The sequence below is a fragment of the Vibrio sp. 1557 genome, assembly GCF_033340175.1.
GTDB classification, from domain to species: Bacteria; Pseudomonadota; Gammaproteobacteria; order Enterobacterales; family Vibrionaceae; genus Vibrio; species Vibrio alginolyticus.
On sequence record NZ_JAWOVZ010000002.1, the window covers coordinates 114813 to 141189 of the forward strand.

At 46.3% G+C, this 26377-nt stretch carries 23 protein-coding genes; 12 read left to right on the plus strand and 11 right to left on the minus strand.

The genetic code is table 11. The annotated features are described in order from the left end of the window. Positions 1-41 precede the first annotated feature (41 nt). From R7070_RS03775 to dsrO, 8 genes are all read right to left on the minus strand, one after another. Positions 42-620 (minus strand): membrane integrity-associated transporter subunit PqiC, encoded by a 579-nt coding sequence (locus tag R7070_RS03775; RefSeq protein ID WP_017821657.1) that lies wholly within the window; start codon positions 618-620, stop codon positions 42-44. Continuing rightward, the gene (pqiB, locus tag R7070_RS03780; RefSeq protein ID WP_017821656.1) at positions 620-2266 is read right to left on the minus strand and encodes an intermembrane transport protein PqiB; all 1647 of its coding nucleotides are present in this window, start codon (positions 2264-2266) and stop codon (positions 620-622) included. The genes R7070_RS03775 and pqiB overlap by 1 nt, the downstream gene beginning before the upstream one ends. Next, complete coding sequence (locus tag R7070_RS03785) at positions 2259-3590, minus strand: paraquat-inducible protein A (RefSeq protein ID WP_318141096.1); 1332 nt, start codon at positions 3588-3590, stop codon at positions 2259-2261. Before R7070_RS03785 ends, pqiB begins: the two co-directional genes overlap by 8 nt. Positions 3591-3891: 301 nt before the next feature. After that, on the minus strand, positions 3892-4944 hold the full coding sequence (locus R7070_RS03790) for a c-type cytochrome (protein WP_256900115.1): 1053 nt from the start codon (positions 4942-4944) through the stop codon (positions 3892-3894). A gap of 8 nt (positions 4945-4952) precedes the next feature. After that, positions 4953-5516, minus strand: coding sequence for a c-type cytochrome (locus tag R7070_RS03795; protein WP_370687796.1), 564 nt, complete (start codon positions 5514-5516; stop codon positions 4953-4955). 276 nt (positions 5517-5792) lie between these two features. Then, entirely contained in the window at positions 5793-8885 is a 3093-nt protein-coding gene (locus R7070_RS03800; RefSeq protein ID WP_213874795.1) for a tetrathionate reductase subunit A, read from the minus strand. A gap of 17 nt (positions 8886-8902) precedes the next feature. Further along, entirely contained in the window at positions 8903-10033 is a 1131-nt protein-coding gene (gene nrfD / locus R7070_RS03805; RefSeq protein ID WP_256900116.1) for an NrfD/PsrC family molybdoenzyme membrane anchor subunit, read from the minus strand. Further along, positions 10030-10794: a sulfate reduction electron transfer complex DsrMKJOP subunit DsrO gene (gene dsrO / locus R7070_RS03810; protein ID WP_054729243.1), complete on the minus strand. Its 765-nt coding sequence runs from the start codon at positions 10792-10794 to the stop codon at positions 10030-10032. The genes nrfD and dsrO overlap by 4 nt, the downstream gene beginning before the upstream one ends. 178 nt (positions 10795-10972) lie before the next feature. Between dsrO and R7070_RS03815 the strand changes: the two genes are divergently transcribed. The 5 genes from R7070_RS03815 (at position 10973) to R7070_RS03835 (ending at position 16613) form a co-directional block, all read left to right on the plus strand. Next, complete coding sequence (locus tag R7070_RS03815) at positions 10973-12796, plus strand: sensor histidine kinase (protein WP_256900117.1); 1824 nt, start codon at positions 10973-10975, stop codon at positions 12794-12796. A gap of 25 nt (positions 12797-12821) precedes the next feature. Next, the gene (locus tag R7070_RS03820) at positions 12822-13424 is read left to right on the plus strand and encodes a response regulator transcription factor (protein ID WP_085569768.1); all 603 of its coding nucleotides are present in this window, start codon (positions 12822-12824) and stop codon (positions 13422-13424) included. A gap of 102 nt (positions 13425-13526) precedes the next feature. Next, positions 13527-13925: a hypothetical protein gene (locus tag R7070_RS03825; protein WP_033905718.1), complete on the plus strand. Its 399-nt coding sequence runs from the start codon at positions 13527-13529 to the stop codon at positions 13923-13925. A 64-nt stretch (positions 13926-13989) separates the two neighbouring features. Beyond that, positions 13990-16101 (plus strand): protein-disulfide reductase DsbD family protein, encoded by a 2112-nt coding sequence (locus tag R7070_RS03830; protein WP_318141097.1) that lies wholly within the window; start codon positions 13990-13992, stop codon positions 16099-16101. Beyond that, positions 16098-16613 (plus strand): protein disulfide oxidoreductase, encoded by a 516-nt coding sequence (locus R7070_RS03835; protein WP_064354164.1) that lies wholly within the window; start codon positions 16098-16100, stop codon positions 16611-16613. The genes R7070_RS03830 and R7070_RS03835 overlap by 4 nt, the downstream gene beginning before the upstream one ends. A 49-nt stretch (positions 16614-16662) precedes the next feature. On the opposite strand, the gene R7070_RS03840 is transcribed toward R7070_RS03835, so the two are convergent. Next, complete coding sequence (locus R7070_RS03840; RefSeq protein ID WP_064354163.1) at positions 16663-16884, minus strand: hypothetical protein; 222 nt, start codon at positions 16882-16884, stop codon at positions 16663-16665. Positions 16885-17307: 423 nt separating this feature from the next. Here R7070_RS03840 and R7070_RS03845 point away from each other — a divergent pair, with 423 nt between their 5' ends. The 7 genes from R7070_RS03845 (at position 17308) to R7070_RS03875 (ending at position 24396) form a co-directional block, all read left to right on the plus strand. Then, complete coding sequence (locus R7070_RS03845; protein ID WP_005385788.1) at positions 17308-18120, plus strand: TIGR02594 family protein; 813 nt, start codon at positions 17308-17310, stop codon at positions 18118-18120. A gap of 2 nt (positions 18121-18122) precedes the next feature. Next, a complete protein-coding gene (locus R7070_RS03850) occupies positions 18123-18557 on the plus strand; it encodes a hypothetical protein (protein WP_017821643.1) in 435 nt (144 codons plus the stop codon). Positions 18558-18774: 217 nt separating this feature from the next. Further along, positions 18775-19908: an efflux RND transporter periplasmic adaptor subunit gene (locus tag R7070_RS03855; RefSeq protein ID WP_256900118.1), complete on the plus strand. Its 1134-nt coding sequence runs from the start codon at positions 18775-18777 to the stop codon at positions 19906-19908. After that, on the plus strand, positions 19901-21172 hold the full coding sequence (locus R7070_RS03860) for a TolC family protein (protein ID WP_042523056.1): 1272 nt from the start codon (positions 19901-19903) through the stop codon (positions 21170-21172). The genes R7070_RS03855 and R7070_RS03860 overlap by 8 nt, the downstream gene beginning before the upstream one ends. Continuing rightward, positions 21169-22383: an ABC transporter permease gene (locus R7070_RS03865; protein ID WP_054574778.1), complete on the plus strand. Its 1215-nt coding sequence runs from the start codon at positions 21169-21171 to the stop codon at positions 22381-22383. Before R7070_RS03860 ends, R7070_RS03865 begins: the two co-directional genes overlap by 4 nt. Positions 22384-22385: 2 nt before the next feature. Then, positions 22386-23669: an ABC transporter permease gene (locus R7070_RS03870; RefSeq protein ID WP_054574777.1), complete on the plus strand. Its 1284-nt coding sequence runs from the start codon at positions 22386-22388 to the stop codon at positions 23667-23669. 22 nt (positions 23670-23691) lie between these two features. After that, entirely contained in the window at positions 23692-24396 is a 705-nt protein-coding gene (locus R7070_RS03875; protein WP_206225594.1) for an ABC transporter ATP-binding protein, read from the plus strand. 65 nt (positions 24397-24461) lie between these two features. Here the strand turns inward: R7070_RS03875 and R7070_RS03880 are convergent, their stop codons facing one another. Then, on the minus strand, positions 24462-25145 hold the full coding sequence (locus tag R7070_RS03880; protein ID WP_053349643.1) for a hypothetical protein: 684 nt from the start codon (positions 25143-25145) through the stop codon (positions 24462-24464). Between the two features lie 75 nt (positions 25146-25220). Next, positions 25221-26138: a leukocidin family pore-forming toxin gene (locus R7070_RS03885; protein ID WP_005376731.1), complete on the minus strand. Its 918-nt coding sequence runs from the start codon at positions 26136-26138 to the stop codon at positions 25221-25223. Between the last annotated feature and the right edge of the window lie 239 nt (positions 26139-26377).

Consider the following 26377-nt stretch of genomic DNA (forward strand, 5'->3'; position numbering starts at 1 on the left):
AAAAAAGGGAAGCAACTTGCTTCCCTGTAATTAACATTGACTTAGAGTTGTTTGGCAATGTCTGAGGTTAGGCTTTCTAAGCCTATGGATAAAGCGTTGACGAGCGCTTCATAGCCCTCATCTTGAAGCGGCTGAGAGATTTGTATTGGCGCGCTGTTTTCTACCTTACCTTCGGCATTAATGAGTAACCATTCCCCCTCAATTTCGATATTACCTTTGTAGCTGCCATTAAATTTATTTAACGTAAGCTGGAGTTTGGCTTCACCGCTTTGATCCAACAGATTATTCATTTCAGTCGGCCAGTAATGACTTTGCTTGTGACGTAGTTCCGCGACGACTCTCTGAGTGATTTGCTCAGAAATACTGTGCGCCCATTGATTGTGCTTCGCCTGAATAACTTGGGTCTCAGAGGTTCGATAAACAATGCCATTATCATTCAAATAACTCGCCAATGTCACTGGACGAACAACTAAAGTTGGGCGCTGAGCGATATCAGAAGAGCTCAGCGTCACTGGTTCCGCCTTAGGTAGAAGGTACATAGCTCCTTTAGTTTGCGGAGCGCTACTGCAACCCGTTAGACCGACAAATAGCGCGATAGACAGAAAGAATACTCGTTTCATTAGTTTTTGCCTTTAACTGGTATTGGGTCACTGATTTCATCTTCTCCAAACACAAGAGAGTTTGGCTTTTCGTTTAGCTGTTTAAGTACGGGTTTAAACTCTGTCATCACGCTTTCTAATTCTTTTAGCGTGGCTTCCATTTCGCTGTACATGGTTGAGTTGGGCCCATAACCATCGAGTGTTTTTTGTAATTGCTGTAAGCTTTGGCGAATATCTGTTGGGATCTCTTGCGTCTCTTTTTGATTCAAAAGTTTATCAATACTGTCCGCCACGCGTTCTGCTGAAGCTAACGTTTTTTCAGACGTTTTTAACGTTGAATTGAGAGAATCTAGCGTTTCTTCCATCGGTAAGTTATTAATCTTATTTAGGAAGTCGTTCACTTGGCGCTGAACCTGCGCAAAACCACCACGCATGGTTGGGAAAACATCTAAATCAGCAAACTTACTCGGTACGTAAGGCTCGTCATTTGGATAGAAGTCGGCGTCAACATATAGTGCGCCTGTTAATAAGTTACCTGTTTTTAAAGTACCACGTAGGCCTTTAGCAAACTCACTCTTCAATTTATCTTTTAACATTGGTAAAGATTGGGATTGGAAATCGCCATAAACACGGCCGAGCTCGATACGTACCAATACAGGAATTTTTTTCGCAGAAAAGTTCTCTTCTGGGGTTGGAAGTCGCATTGGTACACGCATCACAGTACCAATTCTCAAGCCTCGATATTCGACAGGTGCCTTACGTTTAAGTCCTCGTACCGATTCATCAAAAAGCATAACGAATTCAATATAATCATCGTACATGCCTTCTCGAAGTTGTTTAATATCATCGTACAAGCGGAAGTTGACCATATTTTCAGTGAGCTGTTCACCGGATTCAAGACCTGGAACGGTATCGAAGGTAACACCACCCGTTAGCATGCTCTCTAATGAGCCAAACTTGACTTCGAACCCTTCAGCATTGAGCTGTAAATCTACGCCAGAATTCAGCCAGAACTTGGTACGAGTGCGCACTAAGCTGTCATAAGGCTTGAAAATAAAGAGTTGGTATAACGCTTTGCGAGTGTCAACATCAAAGCTGGTTTTCTCTACACGACCAACCGTAAAGCCTTTATAAATGACGGGGTCACCAACGCCTAGTTTACCGGCCTCGCGGTGTGTTAACACAAGGCGTAACCCCTCTGCATCAGGAGAGGCCACTGGGGGAACATCTAAGACCGTAAAGCGCTCTTTCTCTATCTTAGATTTACCCGGTTGAAGTTGGATATAAGCGCCAGAGAGCAAGGTCTCTAAACCTGAAACGCCATCACGGCCAATACGAGGCTTCACCACCCAAAACATGGTGTCATCTCGCAGCATGCGTTCTGCATCCTTGTTCATTTGTGCCTTAGCGATGATGTGATCGTAATTTTCACTGAGAGTGACTTCAGTAATCAGTCCGACTTTTACATTCAATGCTCGGATTTCGGTTTTGCCAACCTCAATCCCATCTGCGGTTGGCAGTTGGAGAGTAATTTGTGGGCCTGTACTGTTGATATATTGGAACAGCATCCACGCTCCCATGGCTAGCGCAAGGATCGGGACAATCCATATCGCAGAAATCTGCTTTTGCGGTTTTATTTGAGCGGTTACGTTGTTCTCATCACTCATATTTGGCTTTCTCGTTTAAGTTGTCAGAAATCGGCTCCTGCACTTCGTTTTGTGGCAATTGCCACAACAAACGTGAGTCAAATATCATTGCAGAAAGCATAGTAAAAATGACCACTGCCGCGAAAGAGAGCGCAGCAGGACCTGGATAAATCGCCATTAAGTTTTGCAGCTGAACCAGTGCAACTAAGATCGCGACGACGAAGATATCGATCATGGACCAACGGCCAATAAACTCAGTTATGCGGTAGATCTTTAAGCGTGAAATACTCTCTTCGTGCGGAAGATATCGCGCTTTTTGCGCATTGTAATACAGCCACGCGAGTGCCAGCATTTTCGCCATTGGAATAAATACGCTAGCAAAGAAAATTACCATCGCAATAGGGTAAGAACCTAAATGCCAAAGCAATATTACCCCCTCCATGATAGTCGAACCTTCTGCATGTCCAAGGCTTACGGTGTACATCATAGGGTAGAGGTTTGCAGGGATATAGAAAATGACTGAAGCAAACAAAAGTGCCCAAGCTTTTTGTAAATTGTCTGCGGGGTTGTATTTGTGAATAGGGCTTTTACAACGAATGCAGTGTTGGTGTTTTTTAGCTTCAATAGGGTTGAGCTGGTGACACGTATGACAACCAATATGGTTGTGGTTATGGTGCGTATCACCCTCTTTTACATCAGATAGCTCGATAGCTGGAATAAAGTGTCCCCAGAGCCAGCTTTTGTCGACCATTGATATGCATTTGACTACCAGAACGGTATATACACAAAACGCCCAGAATGAAGTGCCCATTCCTATGTCTGCGAGGGAAGCGATTTTAATTAAGCTGACTAACACGCCAATCAAAAAGACATCCACCATTAACCAGGGTTCGACTCGAAACAGAAGACGGCATAAAACTTTTGCCATTCGTTGCTGCTTTCTAGAGGGGGTATGTTTACGTGCTTTTAATGCTTCAAGGTGAAGAAAGAGAATGAGACCAACATAGATTGCAGGCAAAACGAGAACTGTTGCGAGTAGCAGCACACCCAAAAGCACATTTTGAAACTCAGCCAGCATTTTGGCAGCGTGCAACAAGGTGATTTCTTGCGACAACCCTTGCACGCTGAACGACATAAAAGGGAAAGAAATGCTTAGCACTAACATGATCAAACATGCCGATGATATGGCGATCACGCTTTGGTAAGGCTTGGCATTCACTTTAGTCAGCGAATGCGAACATCTAGGACATTGTGCTTTTTGCCCCTGTTCGATATCGGGAATGCGAACAACAAGGCCGCACTCTTCGCATGAAATTAACTGACGGGAATTAGGTTGAATACTCATCGGGTAGGTTTTAGATTCATTTGCTTTAAGAATACTCTTTTTTCACTAGGCACGCTTGTTTTGATTCAGGAGTTTACGAGTTTCTTACTTTTGGCATTAGAGCATATGGGAGATCTAAGACATAAACGAAGTCACGTTTGGTACAAGATTTTACGGCGAAGATGAGTATGTTGGAAGCCGAAAATAATGTGATATTGCTTGTCTGTGGAGGGGTAATTACTTGTTTTTAAGGGTAAGTAACCCTGCCCAGATAATCAGAGCAGGGAAAAAGAGCATTTTATTTAAGGTACTTAGTTGTACTTTACTTGACCGTTCCGCTCTTAAAGGCATTGGAGCCGACTTGCGTACCGTTGAGCGTTTTGCCGTAATAGCCTTGGTGCTGGTGATATTTCTCCGCGTTTGCGGTGACATTGCCTTTGAATCGAGGATCTTGTGGACGCTCATGGCTGTTGACGTATGCTGCGACATCCCAAGCTTCTTGCTCTGTCAGCTGCACACTTTTCCCAAGCGGCATGTTTTCGTAAATAAAATAGGCTGCAGTGTTAATCCGGTGCATACCTGCGCCCCAGTTATACGCATATTCGCCCCAAAGTGGTGGAATGTATGAATAGTCGTTGGTGTCTTTGATGCCTGAATCGTCGGCGCGATGGCAAGTTTCACAGTTCTTTTCGTAGACCAATGCGCCTCGCTCTATTGATGGTTCTTGCTCAGGGGCGGCGATTTTTGGGTAGCCACGCCCAGAGAGGTTACCCCGCTTTTCAATTGGTAATGCTTGTGCGATGGCTTCGGGCAACGGGAAGTCTCTTGCTTTTCCACCAATTTGCAACGTTTTTGCGTCTAGCTCTGGAATGGGTTCATCCGCCATACCATGTTTGTCAAGCAAGCCGCCCATTGCTAACCAGTAGGCGTAAGCACTAAGGGCAACAATTTCTGTCGAATCGTAAGCGGGCGCTTTACCGTTCATGGAATACTCGAAACAACCCTGGATACGGTCAGCATAGCTGTTTACGCGATCGTTTTTCTTACGATATGCCGGGTATGCCATGTAAGCTGCCCACAGTGGCGCAGCGTTTGCTTTTCGTCCTGCCTCCATATGGCAGTTCACACAGTTTTGTTCGTTGCCAACGTATTTTCCGCGCATTTGTTGTGAGTTAACAAAGAGCGAGTAACCGCGTTTTACTTGCTCACCAAATGCGGTGTTTGGGATTGTGCTGAGATCACGCGGTTTTAAGTATTCACCGTGATTTTCTTTTTCTATCGCAGGTAGCTCTTTCTGGCGGTCCGGTAATGGATCGTTAGCTAGTACGAGCGTAGAAATGAAAGGCAGTGCGAACAAAGAATAGAAACGTTTCATGACTGCTCCTAGTAACGTAATGAGGCAAAGTAGTAAGCAAGATTTTCGATCTCTTTGTCAGTGAGATTTTTTGCGATGGTCCCCATCATATTGAGCGGGTCGCCACTGCGAGTGCCGTTTTTCCATGCCATCAATTGCGTTTTTAAGTAATCAGCATGTTGGCTTGCGAGGCGAGGGAACTTGTCGACGCCCATACCGCTGGCTCCATGACAAGTTGCGCAAGCTGGAATATTTCTATCCCAATCGCCTTGGAAAATTAATTTACGATACGGGTTACGAATATCAGCTTGGTCGCCGCGTTGTTCTGGATTCGTGAACTCATAGCTCGGGAGGTTAGCAAAGTACTCCATCACTTCCTTACGGTCTGCGGGATCGCTGAGTTCCTTCGCCATGCCTTGCATGACCACATTTTGGCGTTCGCCACTAAGGAATAGTTCGATTTGAGTGTTGAGATAATTCGCGTTTAAACCAGCGATCATAGGCGCGATATTTGGCTGTCCCATGCCATCTTGGCCGTGACAACCGCTACATACGCTGGCTTTTTCCGGAATAGACGAGGCGCTTGCGCCCATAGTGGTTGCTAACAAACAGGCCACCACCACTGGAAGAATTTTTGACATGCTGACTCACTTTAATTTTTATTAATATGTCCAAGTGCTACTTGGTAGTCACTTGGACAATATTGTCGGCCTTGTCAATAATGAAAGGTATTGTGGATTTCCACATATTTAATAAGTGTAAATGGCCGTATTTGTTTTTATTGGTTGTTCTATAAGCGATAAAAACAAGTGGTGAAGAGCTGCACAAATCGGCAGCTCTAAGTGGTAGAGACGTCTTAACGTGCGGCGTCACGCTTTGCGGATTTTGGCCGGCAGGGACTGACGTGCCGCCGCGCCCACGACCCAATCCAACAACACGCCTTTGCCTTCTCGAGTAGGGTCAATTAAGCCAATGTCGTTAATATTGACGCCATCTTGGCTGCGCGTTTTTACGGGTTGTTGTTTATCGCCGATCCAGTGCGAGCGTTGTCCTAGCTCGGTATGACCAAACCCATGTTCAAATCCGAGTGTACTAGGGCGAATCCCGCTGACTATCATCGCAAGTGCTTTGGTGCTTGCAGATGGTGTCTCGATAACAAACTCATCACCCGTTTTAATGCCTGCGCGCTCGGCATCGATTGGATGGATGTACACTGGGTTTACGCCTTTAATCGAGTTCAACCTTGGCGATAGGTTGGATACCGCACTGTGAATGTTGGATTTAAAGTTCGTTAGGCTGAAAGGCCATTCTGAGCTTGGGAACTGGTCTTCCATTGGTGTGCCATCGGCCAGTTTTTGTGGATGCCATGTTGGGCAACCCGTGTAGAAATCACCGGTCATGGTGTTTCTTGCGCTGCCGACACGTTCATTCCATATCGCGACAGGTCGTGTCCATTTGTGCTTCATTTGCTCACCTTGATACGCTTCGGTTGCATTTTCAAAACGTCCACCGCGAGCAAAAATAAACGCCACACGTTTCATCTCATCCGCTGTCAGCGTCTTCTGCATGGCTGGCATTAAACGCTCTAGGCCGGACCACGCAATGTCTTCTGCCGAAACTTCAGGCACCCCGCCTTTCACATAAGCCAAGTTTGCCGCGGAACGTAAGTAGAAATCTTCAGCTCTGTGGAGAGCGAGCCAATTCCCTTGCGCATCTTGAATCGCGTTGTCACCAAAGCCGCCTAGTTGCATTTTCTTGGCGACATCAATCAAAAAGTTTTCTAAGCAAATCGAGCGACCGTCGGCGGTTTTCTCTGTTCGTGCTTCCACTATCGGCCAACGAGCGGTGACGGTTTTCACCGGAACGTCGTGCCAAGGCGTTGCCATACCCCAGCTTTCGTAGGTGACCGTGTCCGGCACAATATAGTCCGACAATGCGGTGGTTTCGTTAATGAACGCATCAACAGACACAATCAAACCGAGCTGCTTTGGATCTTTAAGCTTGTCTTCCAGCAGCGCTTTCAAACCGGGTACACCATACATTGGGTTCGCCATGTGATTGATCCACGCTTTAACGCGGTATGGGTACCCATCAATAGCCGCAGATAGGTGCTCTGTCAGCAGTGGCGCGGCAAACGGATACCAAGGCGCGCGAGTTGGATAAGGGGATTCACCAGCCTCAACGCGACGTTTGTATTCGCTGGTTTTGTGGTATGGGAATTTACTGCGCGATAAAAAGACGCCTTTCGGGCCGACTTTGCCAGCAAATTTGGTGAAGTCGTAACGAGGACCCGCAGCGGAAGTTGGATAGCCACCCGCTTTGGCCATCGCGCCGCCTTTCATGTTGATATTACCAATCAACGCATTGAGCATCATGATAGTAAACGAGTTATAGAACCCATTGGTGTGCATGTTGCCACCGTGGGTATCGACCACCGCTTTTGTTCCGTGACTGGTAAAGCGCTTTGCTAGTTCAACAATTTGTTCGACAGGGATTTCACATTGTTGGCTGTAGAACGCAAGACTGTATTTGAACGCCTCTTCTTTGAGTCTTTGTAGAGACGATTTTACGCGCACTTCGCCCGATGCAAGCGAAACCGTTTTATCGACAAACAGTGCCGCTTCCTCAGCTTGGGTATGAACACCAAATTCGCCGCTTTGCTCATCCACGATGACGTACGGGTCGGAGTCAGACAACGCTTCTCCCTCGAATGGCAGATTCAAGTCCGACGCGCGTAAAAACGTGCCGTTTCTCGGGTGCTGATTATCGCTTATCACGAGATGCGTAGCATTACACCAGTGCGCTGTGCCGGCTCGTTTCATCGCGTTTGCCCCCGGCTGCGCCAAGAAGGTTTTGTTGTAGCGTTGGTTTTCGATAATCCATTGGATCATGCCAAGCACGAGGGCAGAGTCGGTGCCCGGTTTGATTGGTATCCAGCGGTTGTTGTCACCGGCGGCCAAGCTCGATGAACCCGCAGGCAAACTTGGCGTGATGATGGAGTATTCCAGGCTACCTTCTGTTCGCGCATTGGCGAGTTGGCGCGCCTGGCGCTTAAAAGGGTTGCCAGCTTGCGCAGGCGACATACCGATGAAGATGATGTATTCCGCATTATCAAAATCTGGCTTTAAGTGTGCGTTCTTATCTAAGTCGTTCATAAATGCGCCGCTGCCAGCACGAAATGCGTAGCCGCAGTAAGAGCCGTGATGCCCAAAGTTACGTGTACCATAGCTGTTGAACGCGAAGCGTTTGAATATGTCGTCTCGGCCTTCGTTACCGGCGTTGGTCATTAATAATTGGTTGGCTTTCGGTCCATATTCTGGGTTTTCAGGATCTACGGGCGTTGTTAAATCGCGAATGTTGCGTAAGCCATCAACATGGCCTTCACCAAATAAATCACCACCTTCTACGATTTCTTCTATCAATTGCTCATAGCTGATCGGAATCCATTTTCCTTCGCCGCGTTTTCCAACTCGTTTCAGTGGCTGAGTAATGCGGTACGGGCTGTTGCGAATTTCTAGCATCCCATTGCCACGTGCGCATGCTGTTGAACGACCGTCAAGGCCCGCTTCTCCTGTCAAACTTAAATAAGCATCTTTGACTGGCGTTTCGAACGGAATGTGTTGCTGATGAGAGAGTGGGTGATATGGGTTGCCAGTAATACGCAAAATATCGTCGCTGCGGTTATCAATGCGTACACGCAATCCGCACAGTGACCAACAACCAAAGCACATCGATGGCGCAACGCGCTGATTTGGATTAGGGATTAGGTTGCCTTTGCTGTTGACCGTGTACTCTGGTTCAAGCGAGTTACCGTGGTGAATATCACGCGTTTTTTCTCCCGCAGTGCCTTCGAGCGCACCTTCGACCATGTGTTTGGTGGTGGTGGCGTAACCCGCAGCGAATGCGCCAAGCCCACCCACTGCAATGCCTGATTTCAAAAACTGACGGCGTTTGTTATCCATGATGAAATCCCCTTTGATTAGCGTTCAGTTAAGGTGAGTGATGAGGCTTTTACTTCGATCTTTTGTTTTGGCTGAACCAGCTCCGAACCGAGCAGTGCCAGTGCAAGCCATAATCCGAGCATGCCGATAATGCCTATCCAGCCATTTCCATCCATAGTGAGTTGGTATGGATACAGCCCTGCATCGAACTTGGCGATGATTTGCACTTCCATGATGGTAAACCAGCGAATCAGCCATGCACTTGCCAGTGCGGCAGCAGACACAAAACTGAGCCCTATGACGTGACGAAATCTGGCTGATGCGGACTTTTGGGTATCGCGCAAGAAGATGAAAGCGAGCAAAACACAACCTAAAACGACAAAAGTGAGCAGGGCAATGTTGTGCATCCACTGTTCGCTAGAATAGAGCGAAAATGCGGAATTGTTGGATGCCCAAATCGGTAGCAGTATCAGCGTTAATACACCGCTGGTAACCACTGATTTTTTAAGTAAATTAGTATCGCCAGATGTCAGTGTCTTTGACTGACTAGGCAGCAAGAGCCAAATCAACAGAGAAAATCCGACCGCGCTCATAAATGCAGTGACAAACCAAAGAACCGGCGACGCGGGTTGGTGCCATAAAGAGCGCGATTTAACGACTGCAATTTCAGCGCCTGTGTAGACTGCAATGGTGATGCCTGATAGCACCGTGATAACAGATACCATAAGCATGACTCTACGAGAGAGCGCCCAGTCACCCAGTGACAGCTTTGAAATTAGAGGCAGTACTTTCCCTGGCTGATTACGTAAGTTGATCAGATCCTCGCGGAGATACAGCCATGCGGTTACTACCGCTAAACCTGAGAAAACAGGCAAGAAAAGCGACCCTAAAGACATCCATGACCACGGAGTGATGTGGGCGTAAAAATGCCATGCGCGTCCCGGTTGGTGAAGGTCGCCAGTTAACGCCAACGGGCCTACGATAGCGCCGATGGCCAGCGTCAGAACAAGCGCAGCGCGCAGTCTGTGACTGGTGTGTTTTTCAAATAACAGTGCGATTAGGAATAAAACAGCAGCCGCATAAGCCGAACCGATGTAGAAGAAATACTGCACCGCCCACGGGAGCCAAGCCATCGCTTGAGGTTGGACTAACACTTCGGTGATGTTCATGCGCGCTCTCCTTGTGGGTCGTAAATAGCAGGTTGTCCGTCGATGTGGCTGGTGAAGCGTTCATCCATGCCGATGTAAAACACGTGAGGCTTGGTGCCTTCATTGGGTTTTAGCACTGTGATATCGTCTTGGTGCTTCGCAATTAAGCGGCGGACTTCACTTGATGGATCATTCAAATCACCAATTACACGTGCTCCGCCAACACAGGTTTCCACGCAGGCAGGCAATAGACCTTTTTCTAGACGGTGAGCACAGAAGGTACATTTATCTGCGGTGAGGGTGTCTTCATTGATAAAGCGAGCATCGTAAGGGCAAGCTTGTACACAATACGCACACGCTACGCAGCGACTGTTATCCACCATGACAATGCCATCTTCGCGCTGAAAGGTTGCTTGAACCGGACACACTGCCACGCAAGGTGGGTTGTCGCAGTGGTTACAAAGGCGCGGTAGCATAAAGGCTTTTGCTTCTCGCGTGGTAGAGCCATCATCTAACGTAACTTCGTATTGCTTTACGGTGGTTCGGAATTGACCGATAGGCGCTTGGTTCTCGATGCTGCAACCCACAGTGCAAGCCTGGCATCCGACACATTTACGCAAATCTATCACCATGGCATAACGCTTCCCGACTTGTCCTTTTCGGTCAGCGGACTGGTTATTTCGAATAATGTTTCCCGCAGTTGCCGTGCCAATGCCTGCGACTGGAATTAACGCGGCTCCGGCTGTGACCGCGCTGAGAAAGCGACGTTTGGTGGAATCCATAACTCACCTGCTTTTTTGTTGTATTTGAATTGACTGATTCCATTGTGAGAAATGCACTGCGAGGCTTATATTGTGGATTTCCACATACCCAGATCAAACTTGATCTAAAACAAATGTGGTTTAGGGAAGGTAGCTGTTATTCTTGTCGTACTCTCTTGACGGAACGATTCGACTCATCATGAAAAAAGCACTGTGGCTTCAGCTTTGGATTCTTTGCTTAGTTGCCTTTGCATCTTTGGCTCACGGCGCAGTTTCTGAACAAGCAGATCTGCAAGAGCAAAAAGCAGAGCAGCCACAGGTCAAGAAAAAAGTCGAAGTGGGCGTGTTAGCGATACGTGGTCATCTTTATGCCGAGCAGAGATGGCAACCGACCATTGATTGGCTCAATCAGCAAATTTCCGATGTGCATTTTGTTCTTCATCCCCTTAACTTGGATGAAATGGGCGAAGCGGTGAAGTTTCAGACCATGGATTTCATCTTAACCAACCCAGGTCAAGCAGTGCGGTTGGGCAGGCAATACGCGCTGTCGTGGATGGCAACGCTAACCAGCAGAGCACCACAAAACTCGAATTACGGAATTGGTTCGGCGCTTGTGGTTCGAGCCAATTCAAGTTATCAAACGGTGCAAGATGTCTCAGGACGTCCCGTTGCGGCGGTATCAGAAAAAGCCTTTGGTGGTTATCTAACGATGCGCTATCAAATAGTCAAAATGGGGCTTAATCCAAACGATTTCTTTTCCGATGTCCGCTATCTTGGTTTTCCTATTGATGCCAACCTGTATCAATTACGTGATGGCAATGTGGAAGCGGCCGTCGTCCCTGCTTGTTTATTGGAACAGATGTTAAGTGAAGGGCTTTTACAACCGGGTAATTACCGAGTTTTAAATCAACAGCCGAACGAGCGCTCGTTATGCGCTCTTTCCACACCGCTTTATCCTAACTGGTCATTTGCCAAAACAGAGCGCGGCTCAGCTCAGATTGCCAAACAGATTGCGCAAGTATTGTTAGCGATGCCACCTGAACACCCTGCGGTTATTGCGGCAGGCGCGTCAGGTTGGACGTCCCCCGTCAGCTTGCTGAGCATCGACAAACTTTATCAGGCGTTGGATCTCCATCCGTTGCAACAACCTTGGTGGCAAGAAGCATTGCGCTGGCTGCGTAGTCATCAAGAATGGGCATGGGCGCTGTTCATGTTTGTTATTGTGTTGAACGCGTACCACTTTTGGCTTGAGTATCGATTTAGCAAGAGTAAGCAAGCGTTGGAGCAGACATCGTTACGATTAAAAGAGAAAAGCGAACAGTTAGAACACTCACAAAGAGTCGCGATTGTCGGAGAAATCGGCACTAGTCTTGCCCATGAACTCAATCAGCCATTGGCGGCCATTCGCAATTACAGTGAAGGCGGTTTACTTCGCTTGGCCAAAAAGCGCCCTCATGAAGATATTGTCCCAGTGCTTGAGAAAATACAGGGCCAAGTTGAACGAGCCGATGCAATTATTCAGCGCTTAAGAACGTTGATCCGCAAGCGTAGTGTCGACAAAGCGCCGTGCGATCCTCAAGTACTCATTGATGACACGATTGAGTTGCTCCATTTTCGAATGAAGAAGCAAAACATTTCTATTGTGGCCAGTACAGAAGGGAACATTCGTCCGTTACTTGTCGATGCAGTTGGCGTTCAACAGGTTTTAGTTAATGTGATCAGTAACGCGATTGATGCGTGTACTTTGTTCCAAGAGAAATATCACTCGTCAGGTTATCAAGGTAAAATTGCCCTGCATAGTGACTACCAAGTCAATCAACTTTCCATTCGAGTGTTAGACAATGGTACAGGGTTGCAGCAAGAGAATCCGACTCAAGCGTTTGTGAGTAGCAAAGAAGAAGGGCTTGGGCTGGGGTTAGCCATTTGTCGCGATGTGATGGAAATGCATGGTGGCGAGTTTGTCATCAGCTCGACAGCACCACATGGTTGTTTGGTTGAGCTTGTGTTTCCATATCAAAACTAATCTGAACTAGGCATAGGAGCATTCAATGAGCAGCGGTGAAAAGCAGCTACCTGTTTTTGTAGTCGATGATGATGAATCGGTGCGTGACTCGCTCGCTTTTATGCTGGAAGAGCATGACTTCAACGTGACGACTTTTGCTGATGGGCAATCTTTTCTCGATAAAGTGGACATTCATCAAGCCGGATGCGTGATCCTTGATAGCCGAATGCCCAACTTTCGTGGTCAGCAAGTGCACCAAATTTTAAATCAAGCCAACAGCCCGTTGGCCGTTATTTATCTGACAGGGCATGGTGATGTCCCGATGGCGGTCGATGCATTACAAGCTGGGGCGGTCAATTTCTTCCAAAAACCAGTCAAAGGCGATGAACTGGCACGAGCTATTTTGCAGGGACAGGCGCAGTCTGCCACAAACCTCGATATGGCAGTAGCTAAATCGGCTTATGAATCGCTCACACCTAGAGAAAAAGACATTTTACGTTTGATCATTGAAGGAAAACGCAACATTCGTATTGCTGACGAACTTTGCATAGCAATGCGAACGGTTGAAGTACACCGAGCCAATCTATTGAAGAAGTTCTCGGCAAAAACCGTCGCAGAGTTGGCATATATTTATGGCAAGTTAGATTAAAGCTTAGCGAGTGAAGCCTCTTAAGGCTATTTAGAGGATACAACTTGAGCTTTATGACGACTCGCGTATTATCTTCTTCGTTCTTACTTTATCTGAATTCTTATGAGTTTGTTGACTAAACGACATCACACGCCACATAAGCGGGCAAAATGGCTACTGGCGATTATTGGCTGGGTGGTCGTTGTGTGTCTGATGCAAAATTCAGGCTTTGCATCGTCATGCTCTATGAAATATGAGACGGAATCGCCCGCGGTTTCACTTACTGATGAGCGTTCGAGCGTCAAGTCGATTGATACTAAAGAAACCAGCAAGTGCGAATTGTCTGAAAAGTTAATTCAGTTTTCTCAACATCAACTCGATGTATTTATTGTTGTTCTGTTTGTGGGTCTTTTTGCTTCGGCAATTTGGTTGTGCAGTGCCTATATTGGTGCGCAACATTGGACGGAACCGATAGGCCGTAAGTATCGAGTCCATCTGACTTTCTGTGTGTTCCGAGAATAAAAGCGTGCTTTCTGACCACTAGCGTCAGTTATTTAGCACCTTTGTCTTTTAACTAGGAATCACTATGAATCAAATTACTAAACTGACTCAGTTTGCGTCCATGTTTTTTATGACGCTTGCTTTGAGTTTGCTCTCTCTGAGTATTTCAGCTCAAACTACTGATACAGGTTGGCTAACCAACCCACAACATCCTCCAGTGCAAACGCGCTTTGTGCTCACTGGTCAACAAGATCCGCAAGCCAAAACAATTACTGGTTATCTGGACGTCAAGTTGGCTGGGGACTGGAAAACTTACTGGCGTTCACCTGGTGAGGGCGGCGTAGCACCATCTATTGATTGGCAAAATTCACAAAATTTATCCAAAGTGGATTGGCAATGGCCGCACCCACAAAAATTCGAACTATTAGGTATCGAGACTCTTGGGTATAAAGGCGACACTTTGTTCCCCATGACGCTGCACGTCGAAGACATGTCCAAACCTGTCACGATTGATGCGGTACTGACACTTTCTTCTTGTACGACGATTTGTGTGCTGACCGACTATCAAATTCAATTGACGTTCTTGCCTTCTGATCTAAAAGTCGATGAAGACGTGATGTTCAGTTACGCTCAAGCAGTGAGTAACGTGCCGCAGCCATCGCCGTTTATTGATGTTACTCAGGCGAGTTGGGATGCGAACCAATCGAAACTACAAATCAAGCTACAGAACAGTCAGGGTTGGCAACAACCACAAGTGCTGGTGGATGTTGTCGATGAAGCAACGCGAGACTATAGCTTCAAGCTTGAAGGAATGCATCCAGAAGGAAACATCGTCACCGCGAGCTATATCGTTGATACTTGGCTGGGCGATGTGGAGTTAGATGGTCAGTCGCTGTTTGTGACCATCAAAGACACCAATTTACTAGCAGAAGAAACCACTCAAGCAACTGCTGAGGCAATAGTTGAACCGCTGCCGAGCACGTCTCTAACGAGTGTTTTTCTATTCGCGTTGCTCGGCGGTTTAATTCTTAACATTATGCCTTGCGTTCTTCCGGTTTTGGGGATGAAGCTAAGTAGTATTGTTGCCGCTCAAGGTATCGAGCGTCGTCAAATTCGCGCTCAGTTTGTTGCCTCGTCACTTGGTATATTAACGTCGTTCTGGATTCTCGCTGGTTTTATTTTGGTGCTCAAGCTAACAGGTAATGCCATTGGTTGGGGCGTGCAATTTCAAAGCCCCTGGTTCTTAGGTTTGATGGTGTTGGTCACCACTTTGTTTGGGGCCAATATGCTGGGGCTGTTTGAAGTCCGTCTATCATCGGGTACCAATACATGGCTGGCCTCGAAAGGTGACAACTCGTTAGCTGGACACTATGTGCAAGGGATGTTTGCAACCTTGCTTGCTACGCCGTGTTCTGCGCCTTTCCTAGGAACGGCCGTGGCGTTTGCTTTGGGTGCCGATGTGGTTACGCTGTTTGCTATTTTCACCGCCTTAGCGTTGGGGATGGCGTTGCCTTGGATTATGGTGGCAATTTTCCCAAGTATTGCGCTTAAATTGCCGAAGCCGGGTCAGTGGATGAACGTGGTCAAAAACGTATTTGGTGTGATGATGTTGGCCACCAGCGTTTGGCTACTGTCTTTGATGGCCAATCACCTCCCAGTGTTTTGGGTCATTTTCGCCGGTTTAGTCGCGTTTATTGTTCTGATGATTCGCGTTAAACGCGTTCATGGCGATAAAGCACTCGTGCTATCCGGCTCTGCATCGCTTATCTTAATTGCTGGCGGGCTGCTACTTGGTAGTATCACTGCCGACCAATGGGCGACACCGCTTCCTGAGGACTTAGCGTGGCAGAAGCTTTCTAACTCGGCGATTGAAGATCACGTCAATAATGGGCGAGTGGTGTTTGTGGATGTCACTGCGGATTGGTGTGTCACGTGTAAAGCGAACAAGATCGGTGTGATCTGGCAAGATCCTGTCTACTCATTGCTGCAAAGCCCTAATGTAGCGACGTTAAAAGGGGATTGGACACATCCGGACGGCTCGGTAACTGACTTTTTACGAGCTCATGGGCGTTACGGTGTGCCGTTTAACATCGTCTATGGCCCGGCAGCGCCACAAGGTATCCCGTTACCTGTGATTCTGACTGATGATGTTGTTTTAAGTGCGGTGAAGCAAGCGAGTGGGGGAGCTATTCAATGAGTTCGACAAAGCAGCGTAGAACATTCCGATATTGGCTCATTCAAATCGTACAGATGGTGCTCATTGTCACCGCGATTTCTATCGCGATGGATTGGTATCGCACTAAAGATATTCCTAAACAGGAGTCACCACCATTGAGCTCAGTATTGAGCGATGGTGAATACTTCGATGCAATCGCGCAAAGTTATGAACAACCTGTCGTTGTTTATTTTTGGGCGACTTGGTGTCCCGCTTGTAAATTTGTAAGCCCAAGCGTGAGTTGGCTGAGTGATGACTACACCGTAGTTGGCGTTTCTGGATCGTCGGGACCGAATGAGCGTGTGGCGCAGTTTATGAGGGCAAAAGAATATCGTTTCGAAAACATAAACGATCCTTCAAGCGATATTATGCGCGAATGGAAAATTAGCGTGACCCCAACCATTTATGTTTTAAGAAATGGTGAAATTTCCTCCGTCACAACTGGCGTTACTACTCCGATAGGAATATTAGCGAGAATTTGGTTAGCTCGATAACGCAATAACAATCCGATATTCAAAATATTGAGTATCGGATTTTTTCTTTTTATTTTCTCGCTCTAACGGGAATAATAATGTGTGCGTATGGCATACCATTCCACATCTCGTATGGGCCATCATAACTTGAACCGGTTGGTCGAGAATCGAGCAACACTTGGTCTAGGGTAATAATCATCATGTGTGGTTCTTCCACAATCCATTGGTTATCGTCCGTTATTCCTTCTGAAAATGGGTCGGTGTTATTGGCGCCGCCATCACCCGCTAACATGCCAAAAAGTACAATTAACTGAAATGAAATTAGTTAAATAGTCAGATTAATAAATCAAAGCTCAATTTAATAAAAAATTAAAGTTTAATAAATTTAATTATAGATTGACCTTAAAAAGGAATTTTATTTAAATTTAAAATAGTAATTGATAGTTTCACTATGTTAATTTAAGTGTTCTCTTATAAACATTTTTCGTCTATTAATACGCATGGTTTAAAACATCTGGCTGTCCTGTTTTGAAGCGTGACCAAAAGATGCTAAATAGATGTTTTTAGTGATATGAGCTGAGTTTATTTGTAATCTATATTTTCAACACCTAATTTCCCTCGTATGGCTAATCGTATAAAACAACATTTTATCTTTATTGTTGTCACGCTAAAGCGTACTTTCTTAATTATATGATTAGTTATAAAGGTAACGAGAATGGGATTAAAAATCCGGGGCTCTGTTGGTATAAATGGCACTAATTCGAAAAATGATGTTAAAGCAGTTCAACAATTTTTAAATGATAACCAAAAGAGAATAGGTTTTACCCGACTGTTGGTTGTTGATGGCTCGTTAGGGCGGAGTCCTCATTTGTCGAAAACAGTAGAGGCAATAAAAGTGTGTCAGCGTAAGCTACTTTATATGGTAAAGCCAGATGGTCGGATCGATGTAAATGGTAGAACTCATCGTAAGCTCAATGGATTACCATCCTATAGCTCAGTGAAAAATGATCCTCATGATGCTCAAAAACTAGTAACCAAAGTACCTTGGATGAAAACAGCGTTGGGAGAAATTGGACAAAAAGAAGTTTCAGGCACTAAGGCCAATCCAAGGATTTTAGAGTATTTTACAGCATCTAAGTTCTGGGGCACTGATGACTCTGGAGGTCAAAATGCTTGGTGTGGTTCGTTTGCCGCTTGGGTTTTTAAACAACACGGAATCACTCCAGTAAAAGAAGCTTATCGAGCAAAGGAGTGGAAGGGTTTTGGTAAAAACATCTCAGAACCTATACATGGAGCTCTAGGGATTAAATCGAGAAAAGGTGGTGGGCATGTTGCTTTTGTCGTGGGAAAGAGCCCTGATGGTAGGCATTTGTACATGTTAGGAGGAAACCAAAGCAACCAAGTCAATATAGCAAAGTACTCTATTGATGTCTGGGACAAGTTCGTAGTACCGAGTAACTACGATGAAACAAAAGGTACTTTACCTGTATATACAAAAGGCTCTGTCTTAGCAGGAACGGAAAGTTAAATATGAAGAAATTTATAAGTTTGCTAGGCTGTGTGAGCTTATCAGCTTGTGCTTCACAGGGAGTGTACTCTCAGAATGAGGTACTCAAAGATGCGATATTTCAAACGCCCTATTCTGCAGTGGTGAAAATTACAGGTTTTGAAAAGTTTGCTGAACACGAGGAAGATGTTCTCTTTAAAGTTCAAGCAGAAGTGATTCAGAAACTTCGTGGAGACGTTGGGTCTGAGATTACTTTCAGTATGTATGGCGAGCTAGGAGATGAGCCCAATATACACAATGATCCTGTCATTCTCACACTATGTCGTGATAAAGATACATATTATTGGCCTGGAACGGGGGCTGAGTTTGGGGCTAATCAAGAGAACATATTAAACGCTCAAGAAACAGCTGCTCACTTGGATACAGATCAGCGCCATTTTGCACATTGTTCAGAATGAAAAGGGTGGCGGTTGAAACGAGCGGTTACAGAGCTTGTTAGTCGCCATCGTAGACAACGTCTTTGCTGAATGATTCTTTAGTTTTTGATTGTCAGAGCCGACTGACAAAACCATACCAACTGTGACAACCAAACCGCTATTAAAGCAGGATATTATTCCTTCAACTTTGTGTTTTAGGAGTAGTCATTAGACTACCCAATAATTGTTGGAATAAATAATGACGAAACGTTGGTTTGTCTCCGCTGTGAGCTTCGCGCTGCTCGGCGGTGGTACGTATTTCTATCTCCAATCTGCTGCTCAACCAGAATTGCTGCCTACATTGATTGTGGAAAAAGGCACGATTGAAAAACAAGCGGTGGCTGTTGGTAAAATTGTCCCTGCACACTCCGTGTCTATCAAGTCACAAATCGACGGTATCGTCGGTGAAATTTACGCGAAAGTTGGTGAAAAGGTGAAGCAAGGCCAACCGCTGATCAAAGTGCGTCCAAACCCAACCCCCCAAGCATTAACGGATGCATCGGCAGAACTCATGCGTAGCGAAGCCGATCTGGAATCCGCCAAACAAAAAATGTCCAACTTAGAAAGCTTGGTCAAGCAGGATATTATTCCAAGTAACTACGACGAATACGTAAGTGCGCGCTCGGCAGTCAAATCTGCGCAAGCGGACGTATTGCAAAAGCGCCAGAATCTCGAACTCATCCGCAGTGGTGAGGCGTCTATCGGTGATGCGCGTTTAACGTCGACGATCTACGCGCCAATTGATGGCACGGTACTCAACCAGAAAGTTGAGGTCGGAGAGCCGATCATCTCGACTCAATCAAGCCAAGCCGCGACTGAAATGATGTCATTGGCCGACATGAACAGTCTGATTTTTAAAGGTAGCGTCAGTGAGCATGATGCTGCGCAGTTGTCTCCGGGAATGCCCGTTATGTTGACGGTTGCGCCTTATCCTGATGTGGCGATTTCTGGTGTGCTAACCAAAGTAGCGATTCAATCTGAGAACCTTAACTCACCAGAAGGCAACGCTTCGGCTAAAAGTTTTGATAACGGTTTTGAGGTTGAAGTGGGAGAACTCAAGATCCCACAAGATGTGTTGCTTCGTTCTGGTTTTTCATCGACGGCTCAAATCATTCTGAAGACTTCTGAAAACGTGCTCACGCTACCGGAGCGCGCTCTGCAATTTGATGGTGACGCACCGAATGTTCTGATCCCCGATAGCTCAGAACAAGGGTTTCATAAACAACCTGTGAAACTCGGTCTGTCAGATGGCATCAATGTCGAAGTGCTTGACGGCGTGGAGCTTGATGAAGAGGTTATCGACAACAGTATGATGGGAGCGGCGCATGGTTAAGCTGCAACGATCAACAATCGCCTTTGCATTGTTGGCTGCCACGCTCAGTTTGCCGACCTACGCAATTTCTATTGAACAAGCTTGGCAACAAGCAAAGCAGAACGATCCAAATTACGAAAAAGCGAAAATCGGCGTCCAGCTTGGCGAGGTTGGCGTACAGAGTAGCCGCAGTGCGTTATTGCCGGGTTTAAGTGCCAGTGCGTCAGCGGATTGGAATGAGTCCTCAAGCCATTCCAACAGTTACGGCGCTACCTTATCTCAAACTATTTGGGATAGCAGTTTGTGGTCGGAACTGGATCAAGCGAATGCCAATTATCTCAAAGCACAGTTAGAGCTATCTCAATCACATAACGAGCTTGCGCAGAAGTTGCTCACCGCTTACCTAGATGTGGCAAGCGCAAAGGGCGACCTCAAATTGGCGCAGTCCAAGCTGGAGGAGGGGAAGGAACTTCTCAACATCATCGAGAAACGCTATCGAGCAGGCAAAGTGAAGTCGGTTGATGTTGAAGAGATGCGAGCGAATCAAGTTTCTGAGCAAGCAAGTATCCTCAATGCAAAAGCCGATCTCGAAGTGAAAAAAGCAGAGCTTGCGGCGTTAATCAATCAAATGCCGGAGAGTGTCGACCAAATTCGAACGGATTCTTTGATTCAGCCGCCGATGCTGGTGGACTCTCAGGAGCAATGGCTAAAGCTGGCTAAAGACAGCAGTCCAGAGCTGTTGGTGGCGGCGCAGATGGTGAAAGCGAGCGAGTTCGCGAAAGATTCAGCTAAAGGTGGATACTACCCAACCGTCAAAGGCAGTGTGGGCTACAGCGATGGTGACAATCGTTCAAACGGCGAGTTTAACGCTGGGATTAGTTTGAGTTTGCCGATTGACCTCAATGGTGCAGTGCGAGCGAAAGTGGACGAAGCATCGTTGAACATTTTAAGCGCCAAGCAAGATATGCGTAGAGTGGAAATTGATATTCAGAAACGAGTTATTCAGCAGTTTACTCAGGTCGATATCAACTGGAATCAAGTTTTGATAGCGAACGAGCTGGTTGAGTCGCGCGCCAGAGTGTTGCAAAGCAAAGAGAAACTTTACGACGCTGGTCTGCTTGAAGTGTCGGAAGTTATCAGCGCACACAACAGCTTGTTTGAGGCGAAAAACAGTCTGCAAACCAACTTGTACAGCTACTGGCGTAAGAGAATCGGCTTACTGCAAACCGCAGGGAAACTCGATGACGATACCATGGCGTTGATCTCTCGGGCTTTTCATTCATGAGCAGCCTATTGCAACAAACTTGGCAAACGTTGATGGCGCACCGCATGAAGAGCGTTCTAGCCATTATCGCGATTGCTTGGGGCGTGATCTCTGTGGTGGTGTTAATCGCACTTGGCGAAGGCTTTTATCGCCATCAGACTCAGTCGTTTTCATTTATGATCAACAATGTGCAAGTGGTGTTTCCGTCGAGTACCAGTAAACCGTGGCAAGGGTTACCTTCAAGGCGACAAATTGATATTCCACAAGAAAAAGTCGACATGATCAAACAGTCAGGCTTTGTGCAACAGGCGTCGAGCGTTTACGCCAAATGGGATGCGAATATCACCAATCTCAAAGGACAGAATTTATCGAGAACGGTCAGCGGTATTGATACGTCTTACTTTCCTTTAATGCAACGCAAGCTGCAATCCGGTTCGAGAAACCTGTCACCAAGTGATATGGACAACCACACTCGCGTGGCAGTGTTAGGCGATCAAATTGCGCAAATGGGCGGAATCCAAATCGGGGATAGGCTCAAAGTCAACGGCATTCCGTTTTTGGTGATTGGGATAACCGTTGGTGAGGACACTGGCATTTCATTCGGCGATAGCCGCACGGTTTTCATTCCTCAAACAACGTACCGCGATTTGTGGGATGCGAAACCTTGGATGGTATTGATGAAGCCGAGAGAAGGGATGGATGCATCGTCATTTCGACAAAATATCGTGAACTTTTTCGCCAAGCAGCTTCATTTTGACCCAAGTGATAAAGATGCGGTCGAATTACCCGATTTTAGTGAAGGTGCGGCGGTCATCAGTGGAATTTTGCGTGGCATTCAGATTTTTCTCGGAGCGAGCGGTGCGATGACCATGGCGGTCGGTGCGCTTGGTGTTGCCAACATCATGTTTTTATCCGTCACTGAGCGCACGCGTGAAATCGGTGTGCGTTTGGCGATCGGGGCGACTCAAAAATCCATACTCAGTCAGTTTATTCTTGAGGGGCTTATTTTGGTAGCTGTGGGCACGGCATTAGGTCTGATGTTTTCGTATGCCGTGGTATCTGTCCTAAGCAGCATGGGATTACCGGAATGGATTGGTTTGCCTGTGATCACGCCAGATTCCATTGCTTGGTCTTTACTTGTGACGCTTATCTTGGCATTGATGGCATCGTATTTCCCAGCAAGGCGAGCATCACGTCTCACGCCAGTCATTGCTTTGAGTGCGAGGGCTTAGCCATGTTGTTACCGATGAGACAAATTTTCCAAGAAATGGCCGCAGAAAAGCTGAGACTGGGTTTGACCATTCTAGCAGTAGCGTGGGCGACCCTTTGTATCGCTGCTATGTTGGCGGTAGGTGAGGGTATTCGTCAGGGCGTATTGAAAACCGCACAAAATGGTAACGGCAACTTGATTTATTTGACCGGAGGGATGGCCACCGTCGACCACGGTGCTTTTCACCAAGGTAAGTTTCTGACACTAAAAATGGACGATTCAGAGGTTGTTCGAGCGTTACCCGATGTAAAAAGCGTTGCGCCAACGGCGAAGTGGAAAGAGCGCATCACCGTTGGTGACAGAAGCTCGTGGCAAGAGCCGTTAGCGGTCACGAGCGAGTTTCAATCCATGACCAATTTGGTGCCGATGGCGGGGGGACGATGGTTAAACCCACTCGATCAAAAAGAGACGCGCAAAGTCGTTGTACTGGGTTATGAACTGGCAGCCGACTTATTCAACCCTAATGAGGACTTTAGTTGGTTTGCGACAGTCACATTGCAAGTCAACCCTGTGGGGAAAAAGGTAAAAATCGGCAATGAGGAGTTCATTGTTGTGGGCGTATTGGAGAAAAACAGCGCCCAAATAGAACTGGGGGATCTTATCAACTATTCCAGCTTTGTGCCGTTAGCGACGTGGAAGCGATTTCATGTCAACGGTGAAATTGGTGGCATCAATGTGCAGCCACAAGCGGATGTAGACCGAGAAGCCTTAGCAAAGACGATCAGGCAAGTGATTGCCCGTAAACACGGGGCAAGTGTCAGTGATGAACAGGTCGTCCAAGTCGATGATATGTTCCTTAAGCAAAAGAGTATGCAGCAGTTTCTGATAGGTTTGCAGAGTTTCCTTGGCATTATCGGCTTCGTGACGTTAGCTGTTGCTGGTGTTGGCATCGCCAATGTGATGTATGCCACCGTAAAGCGATCTACGCGTGATATCGGTGTGCGCATGGCAGTCGGTGCAACACCAACGGCTATTCGCATGCACTATTTAGTACAGTCTTTATTGACAATGATGATGGGGGGGGCGTTTGGGTTAGCCGTTACGTACGCGCTGGTGTCTGCCATCAGTTCCATTCCTTTAGAGGGCAATGCTTTTTATGAACAACTGGGTAAACCTGTCCCTGAGTTGTCGTGGGTCGTTGTCGCGATTGTCATCCTCACCTTAGTGATCATTGGTGTGGCATCTGCATGGTTACCTGCAAACCGAGCCGCAAAAGTCAGCCCGTTGGAGGCGCTACAAAGTGAATAACAACAATAACTCTGGAAAGAACATGTCGAACAAGCCGCTTGTTGAGCTGACCAACATCTGTAAATACTACTCAAGCGGGGAGGCGGAAGTTCGCGCGCTAGACAGCGTTGACTTAACCATTAATCAAGGCGAGTTTCTTTCGATTCTTGGCCCGTCCGGTTCAGGCAAATCAACGTTGATGAACATGCTCGGCTGTTTAGACAAGCCCACCGATGGCAAGTACCAACTTGGCGGCCAAAACGTCGCAAGTTTAAGTGCGAATGAGCTGGCTGGCATTCGTAACCAAAAGATCGGATTTGTCTTCCAAAGCTTTAACTTATTGGAATACGCGACGGCGCTTGATAACGTGGCACTGCCGTTGGTTTACTCTGGTATCAAAGCCAAAGAACGTCGCCAGCGCGCAGCTAAATTGCTAGAGCAAGTCGGGCTAGGGGATCGTTTAGACCATAAACCAAACCAGCTTTCTGGTGGTCAAAAACAGAGGGTCGCGATTGCAAGAGCCTTGGTCAACGATCCGCAAATCATCTTAGCAGATGAACCAACGGGTGCATTGGATTCAAAATCCGGCGCAGAGATTGAAGCCTTGTTCAACCAACTCCACGCCGAAGGTAGAACGCTGATCATCGTGACGCACGATAACGCTCTGGCAGAGCGCACTAAACGCATCATCACCATCAAAGACGGCAAGGTGATTTCGGATAGGGTGCCGGTAAGTAGGGAGAAATGAGCTTTTCTTAATTGAGAACTGAGTTTTAAGGGAAATAGCGATACAGAGGCTATCTCCCTTTACTTTTATTCGCGATGTTCGTTTTGTCTCTCTTTTATCAAGTCATGCTTTTGTTCTTTAAGTAGAGTGATTGCGAGCTTAGTGTCCTCAATCAATTTACTGTTATCGTTGAGATCTTTGCTCTTCAAAGGCAAAACTAGATAATGAATGCTGCCATCTGCATTCTGTACTCCGGTAGCGATGATGACATCACCTTCAGACGCCGTACCAAAATACTCTGATACGACTTTGGTTTCGCTGACACCGTAGCTATCCAAATAGGATGACTCCGTATTGTCAAACAAGATAGGAACCCCTTGCTTAGCTAATGTTCGCAATTGTTTTTGCTTTTTCTCGTCGAATGGATAGTCGGTCGTACTGATGTAACTTACCTGTTCAGCTTCAATAAAATCGTACAGTTCATTGCTCAGTTCACTTAATGGGGCAGATATCCAAGGTGTAGCTGGAATGACGTCGGAAGTATCATCATTGCGACTTAGTGGTGTTGGAGCGGTAACAACCTCTTGAGCAGCATTGCTCTCAGGAGGCGTTACACTTATTGTCGCAGCGTCTTCTGTCTTGATTTGCTCGTCAAGGCTTGCAACAGGTTCGGTCTGGGCATTCTTGTTATTTGAATTAATCAGAAATATGGCGAGTACTGCACCAAGTGCTAGCGCCGATCCAGTCAAGAGTTTTTTGTTACTTGTCATGTGTCATGTCTTACCGTTTATTTCATTAGTAAATGCGGCGGCCACTTATTTATTCCGTGGCCGCAGGCTAATAAGTTAGTGGTAGAGATCGTCATTCCAAGAGATAGTTACGGCTCGGCTAGTCTCTGTCCATTGACTGCTATCACGATTTTTCTTCCAGGTATTTTCTGGTGTGGTATACCAGCTACACCAGTCGCGACCAAAGTAGTAATTGGTTTTTCGCCAACCAGCAACCAGCTTGACCTCTGATGTATCTAGGCCATCTTGAATGTCATTTTTTCTATATACGACGCCGACTTGTGGTTTAAAATCTGAACGCATAACGACAGGTAACTCATTGTAATCTATCAAATTACCCATGTCACAACTGGTCCAACGATATAATAACCAGTCTTTAGCTGGCGTATTATGGCGGATAGTCTTGTTTTCAATTAACCAATTAATGCTTTCGTTAGCTTGGTTAAAATCGGCGACCGTTTGAAACTCGGGCTGGTCGTACGTTACACGGTTGCTCCAGGAGATTCCCCCACTAATATTTGGAGAAGTAGAAGCACTGAATCCAAGGTTAAAATCTAGAGACTCACTGACAGATGCCGTTGCAATGGTGTTTTCTGGAGCATGGCTCATGTGGCGTAAAGGGGCGCCATTTAAATAGCTCAGTGCCAGCTTAAAAGCCGTTGGAACGGTGTAACGGTAATCTCCCCCAGTAGCAAAACCATAGATTTGTTCTTTGTTTGGAACATTAGTCATGTCGAAGCCAGAACCGCCATTTAGGATCAACTTGGCTTCTTTAGCGCCATTTGGTAGCAAAGATTGGTTCCAGACATTTTCTAAAGAATAAATTAAGCGGATTTTTTTCGAGCGTGCATCACCATCATCAAGCTGAAGCAATGTCGAAGTGTAAGATTTCAATGTATCTTCAGCATGTGCTGGTGCTAAAGAACCAAGTAAAGCGAGTGCGATAATACTCGCGGAAAGATGCTGTTTTTCCATTATTTTTTCCTATTAGTCAGCCCATAAAGACTTTTGTTTTAAACCATCTTGATGGGCACTTTATAATTATGGACAGGTTATAAATTCAAGCTCAATAAATGAGCGGTGAAATAGTGCATCTTGTTTTTTATTAAAAAAAGAAAAAGGATAGATTCGTGGGATTAATGTCTCATAGTTTTTAAATTCACCACTCAACTATAATAAATAAGAATTTGGTTATTAAGTCTTGTCTTTTTAAG

What these genes read in the sequence shown, in the direction of transcription:
- R7070_RS03775 (WP_017821657.1), bottom strand. Translation starts at nt 620, where the DNA reads ATGAAACGAGTATTCTTTCTGTCTATCGCGCTATTTGTCGGTCTAACG.
- pqiB (WP_017821656.1), bottom strand. Translation starts at nt 2,266, where the DNA reads ATGAGTGATGAGAACAACGTAACCGCTCAAATAAAACCGCAAAAGCAG.
- R7070_RS03785 (WP_318141096.1), bottom strand. Translation starts at nt 3,590, where the DNA reads ATGAGTATTCAACCTAATTCCCGTCAGTTAATTTCATGCGAAGAGTGC.
- R7070_RS03790 (WP_256900115.1), bottom strand. Translation starts at nt 4,944, where the DNA reads ATGAAACGTTTCTATTCTTTGTTCGCACTGCCTTTCATTTCTACGCTC.
- R7070_RS03795 (WP_370687796.1), bottom strand. Translation starts at nt 5,516, where the DNA reads ATGGGCGCAAGCGCCTCGTCTATTCCGGAAAAAGCCAGCGTATGTAGC.
- R7070_RS03800 (WP_213874795.1), bottom strand. Translation starts at nt 8,885, where the DNA reads ATGGATAACAAACGCCGTCAGTTTTTGAAATCAGGCATTGCAGTGGGT.
- nrfD (WP_256900116.1), bottom strand. Translation starts at nt 10,033, where the DNA reads ATGAACATCACCGAAGTGTTAGTCCAACCTCAAGCGATGGCTTGGCTC.
- dsrO (WP_054729243.1), bottom strand. Translation starts at nt 10,794, where the DNA reads ATGGATTCCACCAAACGTCGCTTTCTCAGCGCGGTCACAGCCGGAGCC.
- R7070_RS03815 (WP_256900117.1), top strand. Translation starts at nt 10,973, where the DNA reads ATGAAAAAAGCACTGTGGCTTCAGCTTTGGATTCTTTGCTTAGTTGCC.
- R7070_RS03820 (WP_085569768.1), top strand. Translation starts at nt 12,822, where the DNA reads ATGAGCAGCGGTGAAAAGCAGCTACCTGTTTTTGTAGTCGATGATGAT.
- R7070_RS03825 (WP_033905718.1), top strand. Translation starts at nt 13,527, where the DNA reads ATGAGTTTGTTGACTAAACGACATCACACGCCACATAAGCGGGCAAAA.
- R7070_RS03830 (WP_318141097.1), top strand. Translation starts at nt 13,990, where the DNA reads ATGAATCAAATTACTAAACTGACTCAGTTTGCGTCCATGTTTTTTATG.
- R7070_RS03835 (WP_064354164.1), top strand. Translation starts at nt 16,098, where the DNA reads ATGAGTTCGACAAAGCAGCGTAGAACATTCCGATATTGGCTCATTCAA.
- R7070_RS03840 (WP_064354163.1), bottom strand. Translation starts at nt 16,884, where the DNA reads ATGTTAGCGGGTGATGGCGGCGCCAATAACACCGACCCATTTTCAGAA.
- R7070_RS03845 (WP_005385788.1), top strand. Translation starts at nt 17,308, where the DNA reads ATGGGATTAAAAATCCGGGGCTCTGTTGGTATAAATGGCACTAATTCG.
- R7070_RS03850 (WP_017821643.1), top strand. Translation starts at nt 18,123, where the DNA reads ATGAAGAAATTTATAAGTTTGCTAGGCTGTGTGAGCTTATCAGCTTGT.
- R7070_RS03855 (WP_256900118.1), top strand. Translation starts at nt 18,775, where the DNA reads ATGACGAAACGTTGGTTTGTCTCCGCTGTGAGCTTCGCGCTGCTCGGC.
- R7070_RS03860 (WP_042523056.1), top strand. Translation starts at nt 19,901, where the DNA reads ATGGTTAAGCTGCAACGATCAACAATCGCCTTTGCATTGTTGGCTGCC.
- R7070_RS03865 (WP_054574778.1), top strand. Translation starts at nt 21,169, where the DNA reads ATGAGCAGCCTATTGCAACAAACTTGGCAAACGTTGATGGCGCACCGC.
- R7070_RS03870 (WP_054574777.1), top strand. Translation starts at nt 22,386, where the DNA reads ATGTTGTTACCGATGAGACAAATTTTCCAAGAAATGGCCGCAGAAAAG.
- R7070_RS03875 (WP_206225594.1), top strand. Translation starts at nt 23,692, where the DNA reads ATGTCGAACAAGCCGCTTGTTGAGCTGACCAACATCTGTAAATACTAC.
- R7070_RS03880 (WP_053349643.1), bottom strand. Translation starts at nt 25,145, where the DNA reads ATGACAAGTAACAAAAAACTCTTGACTGGATCGGCGCTAGCACTTGGT.
- R7070_RS03885 (WP_005376731.1), bottom strand. Translation starts at nt 26,138, where the DNA reads ATGGAAAAACAGCATCTTTCCGCGAGTATTATCGCACTCGCTTTACTT.